Raw genomic sequence first — 19,795 nt, 5'->3', positions numbered from 1 at the left:
AAAGATAAAAATGAAGATACTCCCCCGTTTTTACTCTATGCAGGGAAATTGTCCCGACATTTTCAGGCGACATTACGCCGCCGTGAGGTGATGTGCTGCCTCACTTTTTCCACGGCAGCATACGAAGCATCGTGCCATCTTTGACGATGAAGTGATGCCATAACGCCGCCAGAACGTGGAAGCCGACCACAAAATAAATCGCTTCGCCCACCGTTTCATGGAGTTCCTTGATGCTGCTTTTCAGTTCAGGATTCGGTGCGATCAGTTGCGGCAACAGCATGCCGAAAAAGCTGACATCGCGTCCGCCCGCCTGATAAAACAGCACGCCGCTCAAAGGCAAACCCAGCATCATCAGATACAGCACCAGATGCACCAGATGCGCACTACCGGTTTGCCAACGCGGTCCCGGTAAAGCTGCCGGTGCCTTGAACGTTAAGCGCAGCGCCAGACGAACCAGTACAAATAAAAACACCAGTTGTCCTGCCAGCATGTGCACCGACTTCAAGGTGTCGCGCAAAGGCTCGCCTTTCGGAATATCTTCCCTGACCTGAATTGCTGCGAGCGCAACGGCGATCAGAATGAACATCAGCCAGTGTAAGGCTGCCGAGAGAGGGTGATAACGTGAAGTTTGCATGTTCTTTGTACCTGGTGAAACACTGTGAAAACACAGCGGGTTGGGGAAAAGAAATGGAATGAAAGCATAGCGCATGGCATCCAGTCAACCCGGCGTCATGCGGCAGTGATTCATACTAACCGACCCGTCAGTGGTATGACCAGCGCAAAGCGATGATCTGCATCAATACATGCGGAGTAAAAAGCCCTTGATGAATGAGAAGTATTCGCGTAGCCAGTCGTTATAACGTATGTATAGCGGCGTCGCTGCGCCTGCAGTCTGCACCGACGACCAACCCAGCCGACGCGCCATCATGCGTGCCCGCAGTACATGAAAATCACTGCTGACGATGAGTATTCCATCGTGCGGTGTCACCGCATTTTTTTCCAGCAAAGGCTGGCTGAACAACAGATTTTCATACGTTGTGGTACTGCGTTCTTCCTGAATGATGCGCTCGGTTGCCAGCCCGTGAACACGCAGATAATCGCCCATAATCTGGGCTTCGCTACAAGGTAGCGTCCAGTTTTTTCCACCTGTGACCAGCACCTTCGCCGCAGGCAAACGCCGCGCCCATTCCAGCCCCAGATCCAGCCGCGCCGCCAGCGTTGGTGATGCACTGCATTTCAATGAGCCCGAGCCCAGAATCATGATGGCTTTGATCGCCGCCGTATTTTTGTCGGTCAGCCCGGCGGCATCATTGCTGCGTTGTAAGAAAATGAAAAACAGAACCAGACTCAGCAACCACGCGCCAGCCAGCAACTGCGCCAGCGTCCAGACTTTCTGTCGCCACACTCTTTGCGAACGCCAGCGCCCGAATTGCTGCCATTTCCAGCGTAAGACCATCAGCCCGCAACCGATGCACAGCGGCAGCACCACCCCGAAATTCACCAGCCCGGTGGACATCAGAAAAACCGCATCAACGACGAGCAGCGCGGCGATCAATACAGTGACGATGGAAAACAACTGACGAAGAACACTGGCAGGCATGGCGTATTTAAAAACAGAGGTGTCAGGGAGATTAAAACCTTAACATGGTACATTGCAATTTTTATCGCAAATAAAAACTAGTAGCTTTGGCAGGTGGTAATCGGGACGTTGACTTGCTATAGCTGTTCAGCGTTTTTCAGTATTTCAGTTGAGATAAATTGGACGTGTAAGAAATTCTGTGTGTGCGGGGCCGGGTTTTAGTTAATCGCGTTGGTGAAGCGTTCGCCAAACATGATGGCAAACTGATTGGCCGCCAGCTTCCAAGTGCGCTGTATGGTTCTTTCTTTTTGCGAGGTTTTTTCGTGGTCATCGTATCGGTCATGGCAAATCCCTTTCGGTATTATTTCATGACCCCGGTTCACACAGAAATTCTTACAGGCTCGATAAATTTGGAAGAAGTTTTTTTATGAAAAATAAAATTATTTTAATTTCATGTGTAAGTCAAAAGCTTGAGCAATCTGAAAAGGTACAAAATTTGTATATAAGTACACTTTTCAGATACAACCTTAAATACGCTCGCAGTTTAAAACCAAATGGAATATACGTTCTCTCTGCAAAACACGGATTGCTTAACTTGGATCAAGAAATTGAACCATACGAACAGACCCTCAATACTATGAGGTTTAGCGAAATCAAAGAGTGGGCTAGACTAGTGCTCCAGCAGTTGAGTGAAATTGCATCTTTAGATGAAGATGAATTCATATTCCTTGCTGGTAATAAGTATAGGAAATACTTGTTACCTCATATTAAGCATTCACACATTCCTCTAGAGGGGCTAAGTATTGGTAAGCAACTTCAAAAACTAAAGGAGCTAACCAAGTGAGTAAAGAATGTCAAGCTGTGCATGATTTATTACGCAACCTCGATCGACATACTTTTCCGTTTGATGGGGGGAAGTTGCCATCTAATGGGGTCTATATCTTATTTGAGAAAGGAGAACAGGGTCATAACGGGGATAGAATTGTTCGAATTGGCACACACACTGGCGCAAAGCAACTTCAGTCAAGATTGAAACAGCACTTTCTAAATAAAAATAAAGACAGAAGTATCTTTCGCAAGAATATCGGGCGCGCAATATTGAGTCGCAATGATGATTCCTTTTTGAAATTTTGGGACATTGATCTGACGACTAAACAAGCCAGAGAAAAATATTCCTTGTCTATTGACTTAAATTATAAGAATTTAATTGAGGAAGAAGTTAGTTGGTACATCCAAGCTAATTTTTCTTTTTGTGTCATTGAGTTAGACGATAAGTCTCAGCGGTTGGAAGTTGAATCAAAACTTATTTCTACTATTTCCCTTTGTGATGAATGTGGTCCTTCCCAAGGATGGCTTGGAAATTATTCGCCAAAAGAGAAAATTGTCGCAAGTGGATTGTGGCTGGTCAACGAATTATATAAAACGCCTTTTAGCGCTTTTGATATTGATCAATTCTCTAATTTAATTAAGAAGTGAGAAAATAGATTCTTAATCTTGGCTTCGTTAAATTATTAGTTAGAAATATCGAAAGTCAATCATGATTTCCCAGCGGGCATTTACACTTTCGGCGCTGGTGGCGCTCTGGCGTGAGCTGGCGCTCTATGCGACGCTCGCACCATCGAGTCACATATACAATGCCAGATTTTTCACCCCGTTGTCCGGCATATGATCTTTAAGATCGTCATCTTTTTGTCTCGCTTGGTTCTTGCATTATTCAGCATTTAGTTCGCTGCTAATGAAAAATCTCTGCCGCCCATTTGATTACCTGTTGATTCTGTTTTGACTGCGCGCATCAGCGTCGACGATGAGCGTGTTTTCGTGCGAACATAATAATTACTTTTAAAATTCGCTTGATCCCTGTTTTGGAAAGCTTGTCTCAATATGAAACGCTTTTTGCTTATGATCGCTGGCCTTACTATTTCTGTTTCTGCGCTGGCAGCTTGTGAATCGGAAGAAAAATCTGCTAAATATCATGGTGCCTTGTTTGATGCGATGGCGCAGATTGATCGTGGAATGTACGATCAGGTATTGACGAAGATGGACAAGTCAGGCGTGCAGGGGATGGCATTGTTCGCGCGTCTGACTCATAAAAGTAACGGCGATGCCGATGTTCTGGCGCTGAAGAAAAATTTTCCGCAGAAATTTATTATCGGTACACCCAAATGGTTTGATTTGAGGGGCGATGTGTCAGCGATGTATCTGCGCCAGACTTTGTCCGGGTTACGGGATGGGCCTTATCAGTTTGTCGGCGAAATCATGTTTGCGCATGGCGATAAATCTCATGGTGAACAAACCGCCAGCGGTGAGCGTTACGTTTCCGCCGAAAAACCGAATGTATTGCAACTGATGCAGGAGCTGCAGACATTACAGGCACCGGTGATGACGCATTGGGAAGTGTATAACTGGAACCGCGACTGGCCTGTGTTTCATGCCTTATACGGAAAATTTCCTCAACTGACATTCATTTGGCCACACGCTGGCTTTGGCTCGGCGGCGCAGGCAGAAACAGTGCTGTCGCAACATGAGAATGTCATCATCAGTTTGTCGAAAACAGAAAAAGACCAGCGCAGCCTCAGCAGCGAAGAAAAATCTTCGCAACTTGGCGGCGCGATGGTTGATGACTGTGGCGTGATTCTTCCTGAATGGCGCGCTTTGCTTGATCGTTTCCCGACACGCTTTATGTTTGCCACCGATGCGCACAAAGATTTTCGCTGGGATAAATACGGCCACATCGTCAGTCGCTGGCGTCGTATTCTCGGACAACTGCCAGATGAACAGGCGCAGATGATCGCCTGGAAAAATGCGGAACGTGTTTATGGTAAGCCGCGCTGAGCGGCGCGTTCATACCGACGGCCGGAAGCAACCAAGTCCAAATCAAAGAGCCCAAACAACAGTCCGGTCAGCATCTGTAATGAACCGACATGTTCACCGGAATCAGTTTCAGATTAAAAATGTACCCCGGGGAGTATATTTAAAGCCCCTTATTTTACGCTGGCAATAAGGCGAAAAACGCAGATACTCCCCTGAAAATGCGAATTACGGGAGTATTACCAGGCCCGAATGCTGATGCGAATTGCGGTCGCCGCGACGGTAGCTGCGATACAGGAATTTGCCATCGCTGTGGCTGCAGCATAAGGTGCAGGAATGGCCTTTGTCGATCTGCTGCAAACCCGCTTTTTGTAATTCGATGACGGCAATCGCATTCAGATCCAGATGCCGGTATGACGGTGTGATGAGTTCGGCAGGATGATCCGCAAATGCATCGACAAATTCCTGAGCGAGCTCTGCGCTGACTTCAAAACAGCAGGCGTTGATATGCGAACCGATGGCGGCCACCCAGTCTGCCGGGTCTTCACCTTCGGCGCGCAGTCGTTGCCACAACGCGCCAATCACGCCATAACGCAGGCCGCGCCAGCCCGCATGAACAGCGGCAATCGCTTTGCCGTCGCGCCGCGCGAACAGCACCGGCACGCAATCGGCGGTAATGACCGTCACCGGTATCTCCGGCTGGCGGGTATAAAAACCATCTGCACCACCGCACATTTGTTGCCCGGTGGTGATCTCGACGATCTGCGTTCCGTGCACCTGCGTTTTTTCCGGGACGCGATGCCAATAGGGGCTGAGCGCGCTGGGCACCAGATGACGCGCAGTACCAAAACCATATTGAATACCGGGAATAGCAGCGAGCAACGGGGAGGTCAGGGACATGGCAATGGTGGCGTGCAAAAAAAGGAATATCGAAAAGGAAGGGCGAAAACTGACGGCAAAAAATGTAGCGTCGCAGATCATCGTCCATTGGCTATCCATGGGCTATTTGGGACAACATCTGGCGCTGACGTTGACATTTTAATGCATGCCTGCGATGTGCTGGGACACATGGTGTTTGCGACGTATGATACGCCGCGTCCTATCGTTTTATTTACCGAAGACGGCCATCCTTCGCAACTGGCGGCGGTGATGGAAGCGGGCGTGTCGGCGTATGTGGTGGCGGGTTTGCAGGCGGAGCGCGTGAAGCCCTTGCTCGACTTGGCGACGGCGCGGTTTCACGCAGATCAGAAGTTGCGAACGGAATTATCCGACACCAAAGCCCGGCTGGCGGAGCGTAAAACCATAGAGCGTGCCAAAGGTTATCCGATGGAGCGCCATCATTTATCCGAGAACTGTAACCCTCACTTAAAATAAAGCCATGTATAACCAGAGTTCTAGCGGCAAACTTGCATGCCAAAGGAGAACAGCAATGTGCAAGAGCAGATATACAGAAACACAAATCATCGGAATATTGAAGACCGTCGAGGCTGGCAGGCTGGTCAAACCTTGGCCGTGAACCCAGCGTTTTCGAAGTGACCTACTATCAATGGGGATCGAAGTATGGTGGTTGGAAGGTAACAGGATGATGCTCTCAGGATTTGAGCGAGTTGAGACTGAACGTGGAATAGTTGAATATGCTCAATCCTGGCTGTGCATTATGGGGGAGAACCCCGCTATTCCTGAATTGAACCGAGAATAAAAAAGCCCGGATCTGCTGGGCTTTTTATGCTGTCATTCCAGAGCCTAAATCACCCCAAAACACCCCATTTAATGACGACAATAAAATCGTAAGTCTTTGATTTTATTATAAATACTGGTGGTGGGGCGGAACCCTGCGCCAAACCTATGTAACTTAGCGCCTTACGACCGCTGCGAACTTCTGCGGAAAGGTGCGGAATCCAGCCCCGACTGCCTTCAATCCTACCAGTTCAGCCTGACCGAGGTCACGAGCCAAACACATTGGACACGGTGTCAGTTCGATTCCCATTTGCGGAATTGAACCCGCGTCCGCATCGACTCACCCGATCTTCGATCAGGCGGTGACGAACCGCTCCCGAAATGCTCGCCGGCCCTGGTCGTAAGGCACAGGGTTGGTGGCGTGCGGGATCGGCGCGTTTCTGTCGCCGATGAGGTAATTGATCCGGTAGGTGCAGTTGCCGGATGGGTGCAGCATGCCGCCAATCACCCGTTCGGGATTCAGCACACGCTCCTGGATCAGTCGATCCAGCACCTTCTGGACCTGCGGCCCGAGCCCGACGAAAACGGCATCCTTCAGTTCCTCGACCTCCGCCGCGAAGTTCTCCAGCAGGTACTTCCTCAGCAAGGGGTGCTTGGTCATGTCTGGAGAGCCACGGTAATCGTCGTCCTTGACGAACACCGGATAGCGCAGGAGGGATGTGGTCTGCACCAGGTGGCGCGACGTGGAGAACAGGTCGGCAGAATCGGTCAGGCCGAGCCACTTGTGAAAGCCCCAATGGTTGAGCTGGTTGATGAGGTTGCTTCGCAACGGCTCGCCACTGAACGCGCCGACGCTCTTGGCGGCCTGGATCGCTTCCGCGCTGGACTTGCCGGCCTGAAGCGCGCGCCGCGCCTCGTTGTTGGCATTGACCATCTGGGTGGGGCCCGGTGTGATCCCGACCAGGACGATCCGCGCACTGGGGTTGATGTACTCGAACGGCGCGTAATAGATCTTCACGTCGCCGCTTGCATCCATCAACAGGCGCGGGTCGCGGACCACCGGAGGCGTCGACCCACAAAGAATCGGTGCGTACTTTTCGATTAAGTCTGTTCTCATTATTTGATGTGTCCTGGTCTAAGACTGGTCCGCCAGCCTGCTGGGATCAGTCCGAAGCCCACAGCCGATCGTCATCCTGGGTCGCGGCCCAGAAGTCATCGAACAGCGCCAGCTTGGCTTCGTCCTTGGTCGAGTAGGTCTTGGTACTGAACCGGCTGCCGATCCGGTAGCCCCACCGCTTGAACTTGTTCATGTGGACGCCGAGGTTGTGCCCATCGACGTTCAGGAAGCTGTTCCCCTTGGCGGACACCCGCCACTTGCGTTGCAGCCATCGGGTTCGGCGTGCTGCCCGGTTGCGCAACTTGGCCTCACGCCGTTTCGGTCCTTCGTAGTCGCCACTCATCTTCTCGGCGCAGACGCAGCCGACGTCGAAGTTCTCATCCAGATCCGGGTGTTCCATGATGTGGACGTAGCGGATCTTCTCGTTGCCGCACATCTGGCAGGTCGCGTAATCGGTTTCGTCCGCCGACTCGCCGTCGGCCCTCAGGTCGACCACGTCAACGCAGTGCCATCCCTTGTGGGGCACACCCGGCTGGTCCCATCGATTTCCACTCACGACTGACCTCCCTGATCCTGGATCATCGAATACTTGCCTGTATGGCATTCCACGCCACATCCCAGCGTATCCGCTCCTGTTCGAGGCGGACTTGTTGGTCCCAGGCATTTCCTTTAATCGACTGGTAGAGCTTTTGTTCGGTATTGGTGAGTAGTGGGAGCTCTGTGGAAGAGTGCTGGTCTTTCTCTTCGACCCATAAATCGCGATGACTCATCAGCGTAGACTCGTCCATAAGCACAGTCTTCAGGCTTGGGATGTATGTTCTGGCTCGATTAAGAATGGCAAAGCCATGCGTATCAATGTCACCCCAGTAGATACATTGCGCCTGTTGTAGCCATGGAAGCTGTCCCAAAACGTCAACCGCGTAACCCAGTCGCATGATCACAACCGCCCCTGGCAGATCATCAAAGGCCAGGCCAGTTTGAAGGTTCTCAACAACGAAGACATTCTTTGGTCGAATACCAATTCTCGCGACCTCATCATAAGGCGCAGAGATATCGCCAAGACCGCCAAAACGGGCTCTTAGATCCGGGTCTAGAACGCGCATGCGCATTAACTGCGGCTGTGCCCTCAAGCCGCAGCGCCAGAAGAAGTCGCGCTCTCCTGTTGGGTCACCCTGGAGCGTTGCAATCAAGTCAGAGATGATGCCCTTTCTAGAATCCAGCCATTTGCTGTCGGCACCGGCAACCGGAATTTGTCGTGGGTAGAGATTCGATTTCGGATTGCGACTGATCCAATCCAGCATCTCTGCCAGTCGACGGAAATCGGCATCGCTGTAGTCAGCGAGGACATCAAAATATCTCGGCAACTGCTGCGCAAGCACCGGCCAGCGAGCAGTGAGCGTCTGATACCGAGACAGGGAACGAACCCACCGTGCGGATGCACCGATCCACATGGCAACATCTTCAGGGCCTCGTAACGTCAGTTTCTCTGGCAGTCGCTGGACTCCAAGCGCTTTCCACCGACGCTCACACCAGGACAAGGAGCCGACTCCTTGCCAACCTTGCCATGCGCTCACCCAAGCACGAACGCCGTCGACCTGCCTCAGCGCAGCCTGCTCCGTCGGTATGCCGAGGGGAACTTCCAGCGGCCACTGGCTCTCGCCCGGATCACCGATCAACCACTCGCGGTGCTTGCTTTGAAAGCGACGGGCGAGAAACTGCCGAACATCTTCAGGAAGCTTCAACGCTAGCCTCCTCTCGTGCGTGCTCTGGCAGCTTCAACCGCTGACGATCACCGTCGTACTCGATGAGCAGGACGCCTGAGACGCGCCGATCGCTGATATCCACAAAGCAGGCGCCACCGATGAATGGCTCAAGGGTCATGACCGACTTTAGCGGCGTGGCGACCACCATCTGGAATCCGAAATTGGTAAAGATGTTCATCGCCAACGCGGTGAACTCGTTATCTGCCTTGTCGAAGGCTTCATCCAGCACGACGGGGGCATACATCGGCACGCCGTGGTCGTTACCACCCAGTTGATATCGCAGGGCTGCGGCCAAGCACGTGGTGGCCAGCTTCTGCCGTTGGCCACCAGACTTGCCTGCTCCGCTTCGGTAGATCTCGACCTCGACACCACTTTCATCTATCTCCCGCCCGATGAACTCAACGTGCTGTCGAACATCGAGCACAGTCTCGCGCCAGCGTTTTTGCTCGGGGTCCTGACTGGCGAGTCGATCAACAAGTCGTCGCAAGGCCAGGAACCGCGCCTCGGCAAACTCTCGATCCTCCGTCCATGCATGGCTCAGCGCCTGCTGGATCTCTTGCTTGAACTCCTTGACGTCGACAAGCTGCCGGTCACTGGCGTCGATGTGGAGATAGGTGCGTTGATTGGTGCTCTGGTTGAAGGGCACCTGGCCAAGACTGTCGTTGACCAGATCCATCCGTTCCAGGATCGCCTTACGCGCATCGTTCAGGTAGGTGGAAAGCGCCGCCAGGTTCTGGTGACTTTGGTTCTGCAGCAACTCAAAGAACCGCTGCTCATAGGCGGGCAGACCATCCGTCTCCAGCCGAACCAGCTTGGCGAAGAAGTCTGGCGCGCTGGCAAGGCTCGTGTCCATGTCGCCCGCGTCCATCGGCCATTGCCGTTTGAAATCGGCAAAGCGTGCTTCTATTTCCTTCTCGCAATCGGCGATTTCATCTTTGATCTCACTGATTTCTGTGTTGAGTCCTCTCTCAACAGCTGTTGTTACCTTGTCGAGGCTTTCGAGCCTGATCACGTCTGACTGCTTGGTGAATCGTTCGTCGAGCCCCTTGATCTGGTGGAGGGTCAATGAAACTCTGGAAGCATCTTGAAGGAGGGATTCGAGTTTTTGCGTGCTGTCTTTGATCTGCTTGAGAACTGAGTCATGCGCGACCTTGGCTTCGCGGAGATCCTTGTCAGCCTGCTCAACCAGGTCCTTTTGCTTGTCGATCCGTTGGCTGATTTGCAGTAGGGCTGTATTGCCTTCCCGCGCTTCGCGGATCTGCCGTTCAATGGTGGAGATGCGATCCAGTAATGGGAGCACATCTATTTCCTGCCACTGGAGATTCACCAGAGTCTGGCACTGCATCGCTCGGGCTGCACGATTCTTGTCCTGGTCGGAAAGCTTGTCGATCTCCCCGCCGAGGCGCGATATGGTGTCAGCCAGCTCCTGCGCCTGGGTTTGGAAGAGCGCAAGCTTCTCGCGGTTGTCGAACCCGAGCACCCAGTTTCGCCGGTCGCCGACATTTCTGCGGTCGTCTTTCTCATGCCGGGTTTTGCTGTGCTTGACCTGGCCTTCACGGGTGATGGCGCGATCTGCGCTCCTGAAGGACTGAATGGAGTCGACGCACGCGTAATCGAAGCGTTGCCGTAGTTCGGCCTGAAGCCAGTCGGCATACGTCCCCTCCTTGACATTCAGCTTGAGGACGAGCGAGTTAGCACCGATAGGCTTTGCCTGCCACGTCTCCGGACGGCCAGTCCGGTAATACACCAAGCGCTGCCCAAGGTGGGTGGTGTTGATGTGATTGGCCAATGCCGAATACTGGCGTTCGTCTACCAGGAGCGAGAGCGCAAACCCGTGCAGTACGCGCTCTATGGCCCCCTGCCATTCGGCCTCGTCGGGCTTCACCTCGATGAGTTCCCCAACGAATGGCAGCGCGGACTCAGAGATCCCGATGGCAGCGGCAATGTTTCGGCGCATTTCCAGCATGTCCGCTGGGATGTTCGATGGCTGGCGCTGAAGTGCCTGCACCTCTTTCAGTGCTTGCGAAAATGCTGCCTCAGCGTCCCTTTTTTCACCGGCCAGGCGGAACTGTTCTTCGCGGTTCGCGTTGCTGCGCTGCTCCCAGTTTTCGACCTCCTGCCGCGCGTTGCCCAAAAGTTCTGCGAAGGCTTGAGGCGAATCCGGGAGGCTCCACCCCAGCTTCTTGCATGCATCTTCCGCCTGACCGCGTTTGCGCAGACGATCTGTGCGCTGGACCTCCAGCCCCGATTTCTCGGCCTCCCATTGCTCGATCTGATCACCGCCTGCCTCACGGTGCTGTCGCTCCAGATCGCGCAAGATTGCGGCGTGGTTATCCAGGGTGCTTTGACGCCGCCCCACTTCACCCTCTGAGCCGTTGGCTTGCACCTCCAGGGATGCCACGTGCTCCTTGAGTAGCTCAATGCGTCGGGTTTCCCGGTAGCCATCAACACCAAGCCGAAGCTCATCCAAGCCATTGCGCTGCAGTATCAACGAGTCCCTGCGCTGATACTGCTCCCGCGCTGGGGCGAGCGTTTGAACCTGCTCGCGAGCCGTGACGACCGCCTGGTGGGCCGCATTGAGTTCGCCGAATTCGCTGACCAAGCGATCCGCCACTTCGAAGGTCTCGGGCTTGTCGAGCATGAAGTCGCGCAGGAAGGTATTGAGGTCGCCGAGGTTTTTAGCCGACTGGGTTTTGTGCAGCAAACGCAGCGCCATTTCGCTCTCGATGCCGAGCAGACGGCAGAACCTTTCGCAATAGGGGCGAAATTCGTCGCGTGCGAATGCCTCAGGGAAAGACTGCTTGAGCTTCCGGATGTCGAAGTTGGATTGACCAAAGTCCTCCAGCTCGCGCAGGTCAAAGGCTCGCTCCATGACAAGGTAGTGGCGTTTGACGTCAGCGCTGCCGTTCGCATTGCCCCGCAGCCAGAACACCTGAACCAGCACCACAGACTGACCCAACGCATTTTGGTAGGTCAGCGCCAAGGCAGACCAAGTCGTCCCCGCGCGCAGGTAGCGGGTAGCGATCTCTCCCGACTCCCCATCCTTCTGTTCAGCCCACGCACCCCGTATGTAGGTGACGAGGTTTCGGTCACGGCCACTGCGGTCAGCCTCGCGAGCGGCCGCGTTGAAGTCGATCCAGCGAGGTGGCGTCAGCAACGCCGAAAATGCATCGAGAAGCGTCGACTTTCCTGCGCCGGATCTACCAACAAACAAAAAACCTCGCTCGCTGATCGGTACGTCATGTAGGCCGGAGAAAGTACCCCAGTTGTAAACCTGCAAGCGAGTCATCCGGAACTGCTCGCGGGCAAACAAGGAGGCGGTTTGGGGTTCCGAGATCATTGGTCGGCCTCCTCATCAGCTTCAGTCTGAACCAGTTGCGCTGGCGCCTCTCCGGCCGCCATGCGCTGATACAACTGCGTCAGCGCTTGTATTTCCTCTGCCGAGAAGAGGAGTTTCAGCGTCGGCGAAATCTCGAAGCGATCCTCGCTCGAGCGAATTTTCTGCAGGATGCTGTGCTTCTTGATCTTCTCGATGGAGGCATGAACCCGTTTCACGAATCCCGCACGGTCGGTGTTGGCGGCGCGTTCATAGAGGGAGAGAAACTCTGTGATCTCGTCTGTCGACACCACGGCACGGTCGCCCTGCGAGTCCGCCTGGGTCAATCGCTGGCGTAGGTGGAGCAGCAGAATTGAGTCAATGAACGTCAGTTGGGCGCGACGCAGCAGGAGCGGCACTTCGAGGTCGCCGGTATCTGCCTGGCGCGTGAAAGCCACTTGTACGTCTCGGTCGATAACCAGTTCGAGAAACAGCTCGGCAAGACGCCGACGGATCACCGCTTCGTCTCGTACCAAGATCGGCCAGAGTTTTGGATGTCGACGTCCGTCGAGTGATGGCCCTGCCAGCAGCTGCACCAGGGCGCGCCGGGTATCCAGTGGCAACTCGCCGCTGTCGCCTAGGAACAGGGTGTTGGCAGGTGCCTGAGCAGCATCGGGGGCTTGTGCTTCGGTCGGCATTGCCGATTCGTCGCTGACGGACCCATTTTCAGACCAGTTCATTGGCCCGCTCCCTCAAAAAGAAGATCTTTGGAATTCGGGCGCTACGACGCTCGTCGTCGCCTCCAACCCAGCCTACGGTTTCACTGTGGTCGGCCTTGAACCCATGCCGACTGCCTAACGCAAGCAGGCCGACGACGCTGCCCAGCCCCTGTGCAGCGGGGAACTGTTCCAGCACGTCGGCAATCGATGCCTGGGAGCGTTGCTCCAGGACTGCCAGCACGTTGGCCTTCAGGGTTCGGAAGTCGATCTCGGACTGTGCGACCAGTTCGCTCACAGACTCTAGATCGATGGGCGGCGCATCCCCTGCTGCCATCTGACCGGGCAATGCTTGTAGGGATGGGTCGTGCAGAACCCATTGAGACAAGGAGCGCAACCGACTGCTCGTGAGTTCCAGCGTGTACTGGAGGGTTTCTGTGGCCCTGACTTCATCCTTCAGGGCCAGTGCTGCGCGCTGGGCGTCTTTCAACAGGTGATTGAGTCGGCGTTGCTCGAGGTATTCACGACTCTGGACGAAGTGCTTAAGGCTGCGCGCGAAGGTCTGGAGCACCTCGTGAACCATGCCGCCCTGCTCAAGAAGGGTGCGCGTCAGCCGCAGAAGAAATCGTCGCTCCTTAGCCTCGAGCTGCCCCACGAACTCCCGCGACATGACGCTATCGAGCGCCTGATCAAGCGTGGCCGCCTGTTCTGGGTCCGTGAGCAGTCGCCAGAAAGCGGAGAAAGTTCTTCCGGCGTCACTCTCTGAAATCAGGTCGATTCCGGCGAACAGCGAATCCAGCACATCTCCACGATTGCCATCGTTGTCCATGATGCGTTCACGAAGATCGCGATTCAGCTGGTCGAACTGATCGCGGACACGGCGGAAATCACCGGCCAGATCGTCGGCCAGCGTGATGATCTCCCGCGTGCGCTCGAGCGCCGTCGTATGGGGCAGCACGCGCATCTGCCCCTTCTGGATGGCGTCAATCTCCTTGTCGATGCGGGCTTGCTCGGCCATCAGCCGGTCGATGCGGCGGAACTTGTCGGTGTCTGTGTCCTCGGCAAGTCGGGCCAAGGCCTCTATGACGAGCGTCAGGCGGCTTTCGGTCGCGGCTGAGTGCGGCTGTGCCAGTCCAGAGACAAACCGAATGGCTTCGACGGCCGCCGTGGAGAGTTCATATTCCTCTTCTGAAGCCCCAGCCGGGAAGCGTCGCTCGAGGAACCCATCGGCGAGCCAGCTGGCGACATACGCCTGTGCCGTTTGGGGAAAGTCTTCGCCTTGGGCGCGCAGCTCTTCCTGCTCCGGCAGCAGCAGCTATTTCATTCACGGCGTCTTCGCCTTGGGCGCGCAGCTCTTCCAGATCCCTTGCGATGCGTTCGTGAAAAATGGAGGCAGGGAGGCTTCGCTCGCCCTCATACAGATGGGACTGAAGCAGGCCAATGACGGTAGGCCCGGTAGTCGAGGCAAGCAGACGCCACAGCGGCTGCGCCCGCATGCGCCGGTAGGTCGCGATGGCTTTGTCTGCTTTCATTGTGCTCCTGCCCTTGGACTATCAATCCCGAGTTGATATGATAATCATAATGCGACGCATACAAAATCTAAATGATTCTATGGACTCATTCTAGTGCAACGTATATACTGAGCGCAACATAACCAATCAACAAACAACACTGGCCAGTCAGAATGTCTAGCGATCAGATTTCAGATCTCACCCAACCCCAGCGCGACCGGCTCGCGTTTATTGAGCTCCGCGTTCGATTCTTTGGGGAGATCCGTCGGCATGATCTTGTGGCTCGCTTCGGCATCCAGGCTGCTGCAGCTACACGTGACATTGCTCAGTACAAGGAGCTGGCACCGCGCAACGTGGAGTACGACACCAAGGGCAAGGTCTACATCCGTGCATCCTGGTTCCGTCCATTGTTTGATTTCTCAGTTGAACGGGTTCTTACCTGGCTGTCCCAAGGCTACGGGGACAGCGAGCCCATTCGCTGGAAGGGATTGGTAGCGCACGAAGGTAGCAGTCTTCCAAATGCGCTCGACCTGGAGTTGCTGTCAGTTCTGACGCGCGCCATATACCAAGGTGCCGCCGTTGAGGTTTCCTACCGCGCGTTGTCTAGTGGGCTGACGACTCGCGAGATCGTTCCGTTCGGGTTGGCTGACAGCGGCCTTCGTTGGCACGTAAGAGCCTTTGATAGGCGCAGCGGCGAGTTCCGTGATTTTGTCTTGGGTCGTCTCGACGACGCTCGCATCCTCCCCGGTCGCGTAGCTGACCAAGAGAAGCCTGACCAAGATATTCAATGGAATCGTATCACCGAACTCGAGCTCGTGCCACATCCTGCCAACGTACAACACCCCGACACCATCGAGGCCGAGTACGGAATGGCAGGTGGAGTGCTCAAGATTCGCGCGCGCGCGGCGATGGCGGGCTACCTGCTTCGTCGGTGGAACGTCGACTGCACAGAGGATCACAGCCTCAAGGGGGGCGAGTACCACTTGTGGCTTCGGAACCGGCAAGCACTGTACGGCGTCACCAATCTCGTACTCGCTCCCGGGTACGAGGCCGAAGAGAAAGCCTAAGCGCACGGCTGGGGAGGACACATGCTCAAACTAGAAGACATCAAAAAGAACGCTGCCATCTCCGGGCTTGAGCCTGGGCAGGTGGTGCGCATCGTCACCACGGAGCCCGTGGGCGACAACGCCCTCACCGTCTATTACAAGAAGTCGGACGGGCAATTGTGCGAGCGGATGCTGTTTCGTACCGACGAGGTCAATCTGTCGCTGGCCGAGGCCGGTCGCCCCTGGGCCTTTGATGCGCCGGGTGAAGACTTCAAGCTCGCCGCCGAAGCGTGGCGGATCAACCTGGCGCATCTGTTCGACCCGATGATGGCCGTCCACACGTCCAACGTCGAGCCGCTGCCGCACCAGATCACTGCTGTGTACGAATCGATGTTGCCGCGCCAGCCGCTGCGCTACGTGCTGGCCGATGACCCGGGCGCGGGCAAGACCATCATGGCCGGTCTGTTTATCCGCGAGTTGCTGATGCGGGCCGATGCCAAACGCGTGCTGATCGTGGCTCCCGGAAGTCTGGTCGAACAGTGGCAAGACGAAATGTTCGAGAAGTTCGGCCTGACCTTCACGCTGTTCTCACGAGAGCAGGTCGAGCAGTCGCGCAGCGGCAACCCCTTCGACGACATCGACCTGATGGTCGCCCGGGTTGATCAGCTCTCACGCAACGAAGACCTGCAGGAAAAGCTGCGCCTCTCCCACTGGGACTTGGTGGTGGTCGATGAAGCGCACAAACTCTCGGCCAACTACTTCGGAAACAAGGTCAACAAGACCAAGCGCTTCCAGCTCGGCGAACTGCTGGGCTCGGTCACTCGCCACTTCCTCCTGATGACTGCTACGCCGCACAACGGCAAGGAGGAAGACTTCCAGCTGTTCATGTCCCTGTTGGATTCCGACCGCTTCTACGGCAAGTTCCGCGATGGCGCGCATAAGGTTGATGTCACCGATCTGATGCGTCGCATGGTCAAGGAAGACATGCTGCGCTTCGATGGCACACGCCTATTCCCTGAGCGCCGCGCCTACACCACCAACTACAAGCTCTCCGACCCCGAAGCCGCTCTCTACGCAGCCGTCACCGACTACGTGAAGGAGGAAATGAATCGCGCCGATCAGCTCGACGGACAGCGGAAGGGCACGGTAGGTTTCGCCCTCACTTCCTTGCAGCGGCGTCTGGCGTCCAGTCCGGAAGCAATTTATCAATCCCTCAAGCGTCGCCACCACAAGCTGATGCGCCGGGTCGAAGAAGAAAAACTGCGTCAGCGCGGTCAGTCCCTGGCCGAAACATTGAACGGTTACGAATTCAACGGGCGCAATGCACCCGAGGACATCTGGGAGGCCGACGACGCGCTCTCGCCCGAGGACTACGAGAACTTCGAAGAAGCCGTGGTTGACCAAGCCACAGCAGCGCAGACCATCCAAGAGCTCGAAGCCGAAATCATCATCCTCGAAGCGCTGGAGGAGCAGGCTCGTCAGGTCGTCCACTCCGGCCAAGACCGTAAGTGGGATGAACTCTCCAAACTGCTGCAGAACACGCCTGAGATGCACGATGCCGATGGCCGCCAGCGCAAGCTGATCATCTTCACCGAGCACCGCGACACGCTGAATTACCTCGCCGTCAAGATCCGTGGCCTGATCGGCAATGAAGAGTCCGTGGTGATGATCCACGGTGGCGTGAAGCGCGAAGAACGGCGCAAGGTGCAGGAGCTGTTTCGCAACGACCCTGCCGTGCGCGTGCTCATCGCCACCGACGCAGCAGGCGAAGGCGTCAACCTGCAGAACGCCAACCTGATGGTCAACTACGACCTGCCCTGGAACCCGAACCGCCTGGAACAGCGCTTCGGCCGTATCCACCGTATCGGCCAGACCGAGGTCTGCCACCTGTGGAACATGGTGGCCAGCGAGACCCGCGAGGGCGACGTTTTTCAGCGCCTATTCGAAAAGCTCGAGGTCGAGCGCGCCGCACTGGGCGGCCGCGTTTTCGACATCCTCGGGGAAGTATTCGAAGACAAGAGCCTCAAGGACCTGCTGATCGAAGCCATCCGCTACGGCGCAGACCCCGAGGTTCGCGCCCAGCTTCACCGCAAGGTGGAAGGCGCGCTCGATACCCTGCACCTGGAAACCATCATCAAGCGCAACGCCCTGTGCGAAGAGGTGATGGACGAGCGCCGCCTGTTTGCAGTCAAGGAGGAGATGGAGAAAGCCGAGGCCCGCAAGCTCCAGCCGTATTTCATTCGGTCCTTCTTTAGTCAGGCATTCCGGCAACTTGGCGGCGAACTGCGCCCCCGCGAACAGGGCCGCTACGAGATCACCCACGTTCCCGCCAACATCCGCGAGCGTGACCGCCAGATCACTGGGCGCGACCGTCGCAACCTCGACCCCGTGCTGCGCAAATATGAGCGCGTGTGCTTCGAGAAACAGTACGTGCGCCTTGCAGACCGCGTGGGTGCCCCGATGGCCAGCCTGATGCACCCCGGTCACCCGCTGATGCAGTCGGTCACAGACTTGGTGATGGAGCAGCATCGCAACAAGCTCAAACAGGGCACTGTGCTGGTCGATCCGACCGATATGGGCCTGCTTCCTAAGGTGATGTTCATCATCGACCACTGCGTGAAAGAAGGTGCTGATTCGACTCACGTCGTATCTCGCCGGATGCAGTTCGTCGAGATCGATCCGCAGGGCGGTGCAATCAACGCAGGCTGGGCACCTCACCTCGACTTGGAGCCCATCGCCAAGGCAGACATGGCGCTGATCGAAGACGTGCTGGGCGCGCCGTGGATCACGCAGAATCTGGAGCAGCAAGCGCTGGCTCATGCCTCTACCCACCTCGTGCCAGAGCACTTCGACGAGGTGCGTACCCGACGCGAGCACAGCGTTGATAAGACCTTGACCGCTGTCCATGAGCGGCTGGTCAAGGAGATCAACTACTGGTCTGATCGCTACATCAAGCTGCAAGACGACATCGCCGCAGGCAAGGATGTGCGGCTCACGCTGGAAAACGTCCGTCGCACGATTGACGACCTGACCGCGCGCCGCGAGTCACGCGAGAAAGAACTGCTGGCGATGCGCCACGTCATCTCGGCCACGCCAGTGGTGGTCGGCGGCGCACTGGTGATTCCTGCAGGGTTGCTGGCGCAACTCAAGGGAGCGCCGGGCTGGACTGCGGACGCTGACGCCCGGGCGCGTGTGGAGTGGATCGCCATGAGGGCAGTGATGGACGCCGAACGATCCCTCGGCCACGAGGTGATCGACGTATCGGCACAGAAATGCGGCTGGGACGTAACCAGCCTGCCGAAGGCCATCAACGGCAAGTTGCCGGCCTCGCGCCACATCGAGGTGAAGGGCCGCGCCAAGGGCCAGACCACGATCACCGTCACGCGCAACGAGATCCTGTACGGCCTCAACCAATCCGACAAGTTCATCCTGGCCATCGTGCTGGTTGATGGTGAACAGCACGAGGGACCGTTCTATGTGCGGCAGCCTTTCACCCAGGAGCCCGACTGGGCCGTGACCAGCATTAATCTCGATCTCGGTCAGTTGCTGGCTCGGGCCGTCGAGCCTAGGACACCCGTATGAGCGAAAAGACTGAAAAGCCAGAAGTCCTTTGGTCTCACTGCAATGAGTGTGGACATGAGACCAAGCACGACGTCGTGCATCGAGCTGATCGCCGCCGTACTTTTGACGATGACCAGTATTCCGTTGAAGTGGGGTCAGTTTGGAAAGTGCTTCAGTGTCGCGGCTGCGAAGAGGTCACGCTAAGACGCGTGGACTGGTGTTCCGAAGACGACCCGATGGATGGCCCCGGCCCAGCAACTTACTTTCCCCCGCGGGTATCCAGGCGCAAGCCTTCATGGGCAAGTCATTACGAGTTGCCATCCGAGTACATAGCTCTGTTGGAAGAGACCTATACCGCACTGCATGCCGATAGCCGTCGCTTGGCGATGATGGGAGCCCGAGCACTGATTGATGCGGTCATTCGTCGCAATGCGGGCGATCAGCAGAACTTCGGTCAAGGCCTCAACGCCTTGGCAGAGAAGTACCTGATCAGCGAGCAGGATCGCGGAATTGTTGAAACCGCTATTGAAGCTGGCCACGCTTCAGCGCATCGAGGTCACAAGCCAACGGCTGAAGACGTGAATGTGGTGATCGACATCGTCGAGCGACTTATCCACACAGAAATCCTGGCCGAGCAGGCCAGGGAGCTAAAGAAATCCACTCCGCCGCGCCCATCTCGTGCTGCGCAAAACAAGAGCTAA

19 protein-coding genes and 1 pseudogene are annotated in these 19,795 nt (G+C 55.8%); 9 read left to right on the top strand and 11 right to left on the bottom strand.

The features are described 5' to 3' along the window. Positions 1-100: 100 nt before the first annotated feature. From ACPAOP_RS03350 to ACPAOP_RS03340, 3 genes are all read right to left on the bottom strand, one after another. Positions 101-634, bottom strand: coding sequence for a cytochrome b (locus tag ACPAOP_RS03350; protein WP_200178727.1), 534 nt, complete (start codon positions 632-634; stop codon positions 101-103). Positions 635-796: 162 nt separating this feature from the next. Further along, positions 797-1,600: a YdcF family protein gene (locus ACPAOP_RS03345; protein ID WP_423709331.1), complete on the bottom strand. Its 804-nt coding sequence runs from the start codon at positions 1,598-1,600 to the stop codon at positions 797-799. A gap of 197 nt (positions 1,601-1,797) precedes the next feature. Beyond that, a complete protein-coding gene (locus ACPAOP_RS03340) occupies positions 1,798-1,962 on the bottom strand; it encodes a hypothetical protein (protein ID WP_423710051.1) in 165 nt (54 codons plus the stop codon). Positions 1,963-2,006: 44 nt separating this feature from the next. Between ACPAOP_RS03340 and ACPAOP_RS03335 the strand changes: the two genes are divergently transcribed. From ACPAOP_RS03335 to ACPAOP_RS03320, 4 genes are all read left to right on the top strand, one after another. Continuing rightward, entirely contained in the window at positions 2,007-2,423 is a 417-nt protein-coding gene (locus tag ACPAOP_RS03335; RefSeq protein WP_423709330.1) for a DUF6884 domain-containing protein, read from the top strand. Next, positions 2,420-3,055, top strand: a complete 636-nt coding sequence (locus ACPAOP_RS03330; protein ID WP_423709329.1) for a hypothetical protein — start codon at positions 2,420-2,422, stop codon at positions 3,053-3,055. The genes ACPAOP_RS03335 and ACPAOP_RS03330 overlap by 4 nt, the downstream gene beginning before the upstream one ends. 61 nt (positions 3,056-3,116) lie before the next feature. Continuing rightward, on the top strand, positions 3,117-3,248 hold the full coding sequence (locus ACPAOP_RS03325) for a hypothetical protein (RefSeq protein WP_423709328.1): 132 nt from the start codon (positions 3,117-3,119) through the stop codon (positions 3,246-3,248). A gap of 212 nt (positions 3,249-3,460) precedes the next feature. Continuing rightward, complete coding sequence (locus ACPAOP_RS03320; protein WP_423709327.1) at positions 3,461-4,411, top strand: amidohydrolase family protein; 951 nt, start codon at positions 3,461-3,463, stop codon at positions 4,409-4,411. Positions 4,412-4,615: 204 nt separating this feature from the next. Here the strand turns inward: ACPAOP_RS03320 and ACPAOP_RS03315 are convergent, their stop codons facing one another. Beyond that, positions 4,616-5,287: a polyphenol oxidase family protein gene (locus ACPAOP_RS03315; RefSeq protein WP_423709326.1), complete on the bottom strand. Its 672-nt coding sequence runs from the start codon at positions 5,285-5,287 to the stop codon at positions 4,616-4,618. 141 nt (positions 5,288-5,428) lie between these two features. On the opposite strand from ACPAOP_RS03315, the gene ACPAOP_RS03310 reads away from it, so the two are divergent. Both ACPAOP_RS03310 and ACPAOP_RS03305 read left to right on the top strand, forming a co-directional pair. Beyond that, positions 5,429-5,761: an ANTAR domain-containing response regulator gene (locus ACPAOP_RS03310; RefSeq protein ID WP_423709325.1), complete on the top strand. Its 333-nt coding sequence runs from the start codon at positions 5,429-5,431 to the stop codon at positions 5,759-5,761. A 55-nt stretch (positions 5,762-5,816) separates the two neighbouring features. After that, a pseudogene (locus tag ACPAOP_RS03305) lies at positions 5,817-5,955 on the top strand (transposase); the annotation flags it as partial. Positions 5,956-6,419: 464 nt separating this feature from the next. Here ACPAOP_RS03305 and ACPAOP_RS03300 read toward each other — a convergent pair. The 7 genes from ACPAOP_RS03300 to ACPAOP_RS03270 are packed head-to-tail and all read right to left on the bottom strand — an operon-like array spanning position 6,420 to position 14,472. After that, positions 6,420-7,181: a hypothetical protein gene (locus ACPAOP_RS03300; RefSeq protein ID WP_423709324.1), complete on the bottom strand. Its 762-nt coding sequence runs from the start codon at positions 7,179-7,181 to the stop codon at positions 6,420-6,422. Between the two features lie 46 nt (positions 7,182-7,227). Further along, a complete protein-coding gene (locus ACPAOP_RS03295) occupies positions 7,228-7,737 on the bottom strand; it encodes a hypothetical protein (protein ID WP_423709323.1) in 510 nt (169 codons plus the stop codon). A gap of 22 nt (positions 7,738-7,759) precedes the next feature. Next, positions 7,760-8,923, bottom strand: coding sequence for a Wadjet anti-phage system protein JetD domain-containing protein (locus tag ACPAOP_RS03290; protein WP_423709322.1), 1,164 nt, complete (start codon positions 8,921-8,923; stop codon positions 7,760-7,762). Beyond that, the gene (locus ACPAOP_RS03285) at positions 8,910-12,284 is read right to left on the bottom strand and encodes an ATP-binding protein (RefSeq protein ID WP_423709321.1); all 3,375 of its coding nucleotides are present in this window, start codon (positions 12,282-12,284) and stop codon (positions 8,910-8,912) included. The genes ACPAOP_RS03290 and ACPAOP_RS03285 overlap by 14 nt, the downstream gene beginning before the upstream one ends. Beyond that, complete coding sequence (locus ACPAOP_RS03280; RefSeq protein WP_423709320.1) at positions 12,281-13,000, bottom strand: DUF4194 domain-containing protein; 720 nt, start codon at positions 12,998-13,000, stop codon at positions 12,281-12,283. The genes ACPAOP_RS03285 and ACPAOP_RS03280 overlap by 4 nt, the downstream gene beginning before the upstream one ends. Beyond that, positions 12,987-14,267 (bottom strand): DUF3375 domain-containing protein, encoded by a 1,281-nt coding sequence (locus tag ACPAOP_RS03275; RefSeq protein ID WP_423709974.1) that lies wholly within the window; start codon positions 14,265-14,267, stop codon positions 12,987-12,989. The genes ACPAOP_RS03280 and ACPAOP_RS03275 overlap by 14 nt, the downstream gene beginning before the upstream one ends. Next, positions 14,152-14,472 (bottom strand): DUF3375 family protein, encoded by a 321-nt coding sequence (locus tag ACPAOP_RS03270; protein ID WP_423709973.1) that lies wholly within the window; start codon positions 14,470-14,472, stop codon positions 14,152-14,154. The genes ACPAOP_RS03275 and ACPAOP_RS03270 overlap by 116 nt, the downstream gene beginning before the upstream one ends. Before the next feature lie 188 nt (positions 14,473-14,660). Here ACPAOP_RS03270 and ACPAOP_RS03265 point away from each other — a divergent pair, with 188 nt between their 5' ends. Genes ACPAOP_RS03265 through ACPAOP_RS03255 form a run of 3 tightly spaced genes read left to right on the top strand, consistent with a single transcriptional unit; the run spans position 14,661 to position 19,795 of the window. After that, complete coding sequence (locus tag ACPAOP_RS03265) at positions 14,661-15,554, top strand: WYL domain-containing protein (protein ID WP_423709319.1); 894 nt, start codon at positions 14,661-14,663, stop codon at positions 15,552-15,554. 21 nt (positions 15,555-15,575) lie between these two features. Continuing rightward, positions 15,576-19,115, top strand: coding sequence for a helicase-related protein (locus ACPAOP_RS03260; protein WP_423709318.1), 3,540 nt, complete (start codon positions 15,576-15,578; stop codon positions 19,113-19,115). Further along, positions 19,112-19,795, top strand: a complete 684-nt coding sequence (locus tag ACPAOP_RS03255) for a DUF4145 domain-containing protein (RefSeq protein WP_423709317.1) — start codon at positions 19,112-19,114, stop codon at positions 19,793-19,795. The genes ACPAOP_RS03260 and ACPAOP_RS03255 overlap by 4 nt, the downstream gene beginning before the upstream one ends.

It is taken from the genome of Undibacterium sp. WLX3042, from assembly GCF_049544825.1.
Lineage (GTDB): Bacteria > Pseudomonadota > Gammaproteobacteria > Burkholderiales > Burkholderiaceae_D > Undibacterium.
Note: the sequence above shows the minus strand (reverse complement) of the source record. Positions and strands in the feature narration are given on the sequence as shown.

Excerpts from the sequence above, each read along its gene's own strand:
- ACPAOP_RS03335 (WP_423709330.1), top strand. The coding sequence starts at position 2,007 with ATGAAAAATAAAATTATTTTAATTTCATGTGTAAGTCAAAAGCTTGAG.
- ACPAOP_RS03315 (WP_423709326.1), bottom strand. The coding sequence starts at position 5,287 with ATGTCCCTGACCTCCCCGTTGCTCGCTGCTATTCCCGGTATTCAATAT.
- ACPAOP_RS03325 (WP_423709328.1), top strand. The coding sequence starts at position 3,117 with ATGATTTCCCAGCGGGCATTTACACTTTCGGCGCTGGTGGCGCTCTGG.
- ACPAOP_RS03310 (WP_423709325.1), top strand. The coding sequence starts at position 5,429 with ATGCATGCCTGCGATGTGCTGGGACACATGGTGTTTGCGACGTATGAT.
- ACPAOP_RS03285 (WP_423709321.1), bottom strand. The coding sequence starts at position 12,284 with ATGATCTCGGAACCCCAAACCGCCTCCTTGTTTGCCCGCGAGCAGTTC.
- ACPAOP_RS03265 (WP_423709319.1), top strand. The coding sequence starts at position 14,661 with ATGTCTAGCGATCAGATTTCAGATCTCACCCAACCCCAGCGCGACCGG.
- ACPAOP_RS03345 (WP_423709331.1), bottom strand. The coding sequence starts at position 1,600 with ATGCCTGCCAGTGTTCTTCGTCAGTTGTTTTCCATCGTCACTGTATTG.
- ACPAOP_RS03280 (WP_423709320.1), bottom strand. The coding sequence starts at position 13,000 with ATGAACTGGTCTGAAAATGGGTCCGTCAGCGACGAATCGGCAATGCCG.
- ACPAOP_RS03350 (WP_200178727.1), bottom strand. The coding sequence starts at position 634 with ATGCAAACTTCACGTTATCACCCTCTCTCGGCAGCCTTACACTGGCTG.
- ACPAOP_RS03255 (WP_423709317.1), top strand. The coding sequence starts at position 19,112 with ATGAGCGAAAAGACTGAAAAGCCAGAAGTCCTTTGGTCTCACTGCAAT.
- ACPAOP_RS03270 (WP_423709973.1), bottom strand. The coding sequence starts at position 14,472 with ATGCGGGCGCAGCCGCTGTGGCGTCTGCTTGCCTCGACTACCGGGCCT.
- ACPAOP_RS03300 (WP_423709324.1), bottom strand. The coding sequence starts at position 7,181 with ATGAGAACAGACTTAATCGAAAAGTACGCACCGATTCTTTGTGGGTCG.
- ACPAOP_RS03260 (WP_423709318.1), top strand. The coding sequence starts at position 15,576 with ATGCTCAAACTAGAAGACATCAAAAAGAACGCTGCCATCTCCGGGCTT.
- ACPAOP_RS03320 (WP_423709327.1), top strand. The coding sequence starts at position 3,461 with ATGAAACGCTTTTTGCTTATGATCGCTGGCCTTACTATTTCTGTTTCT.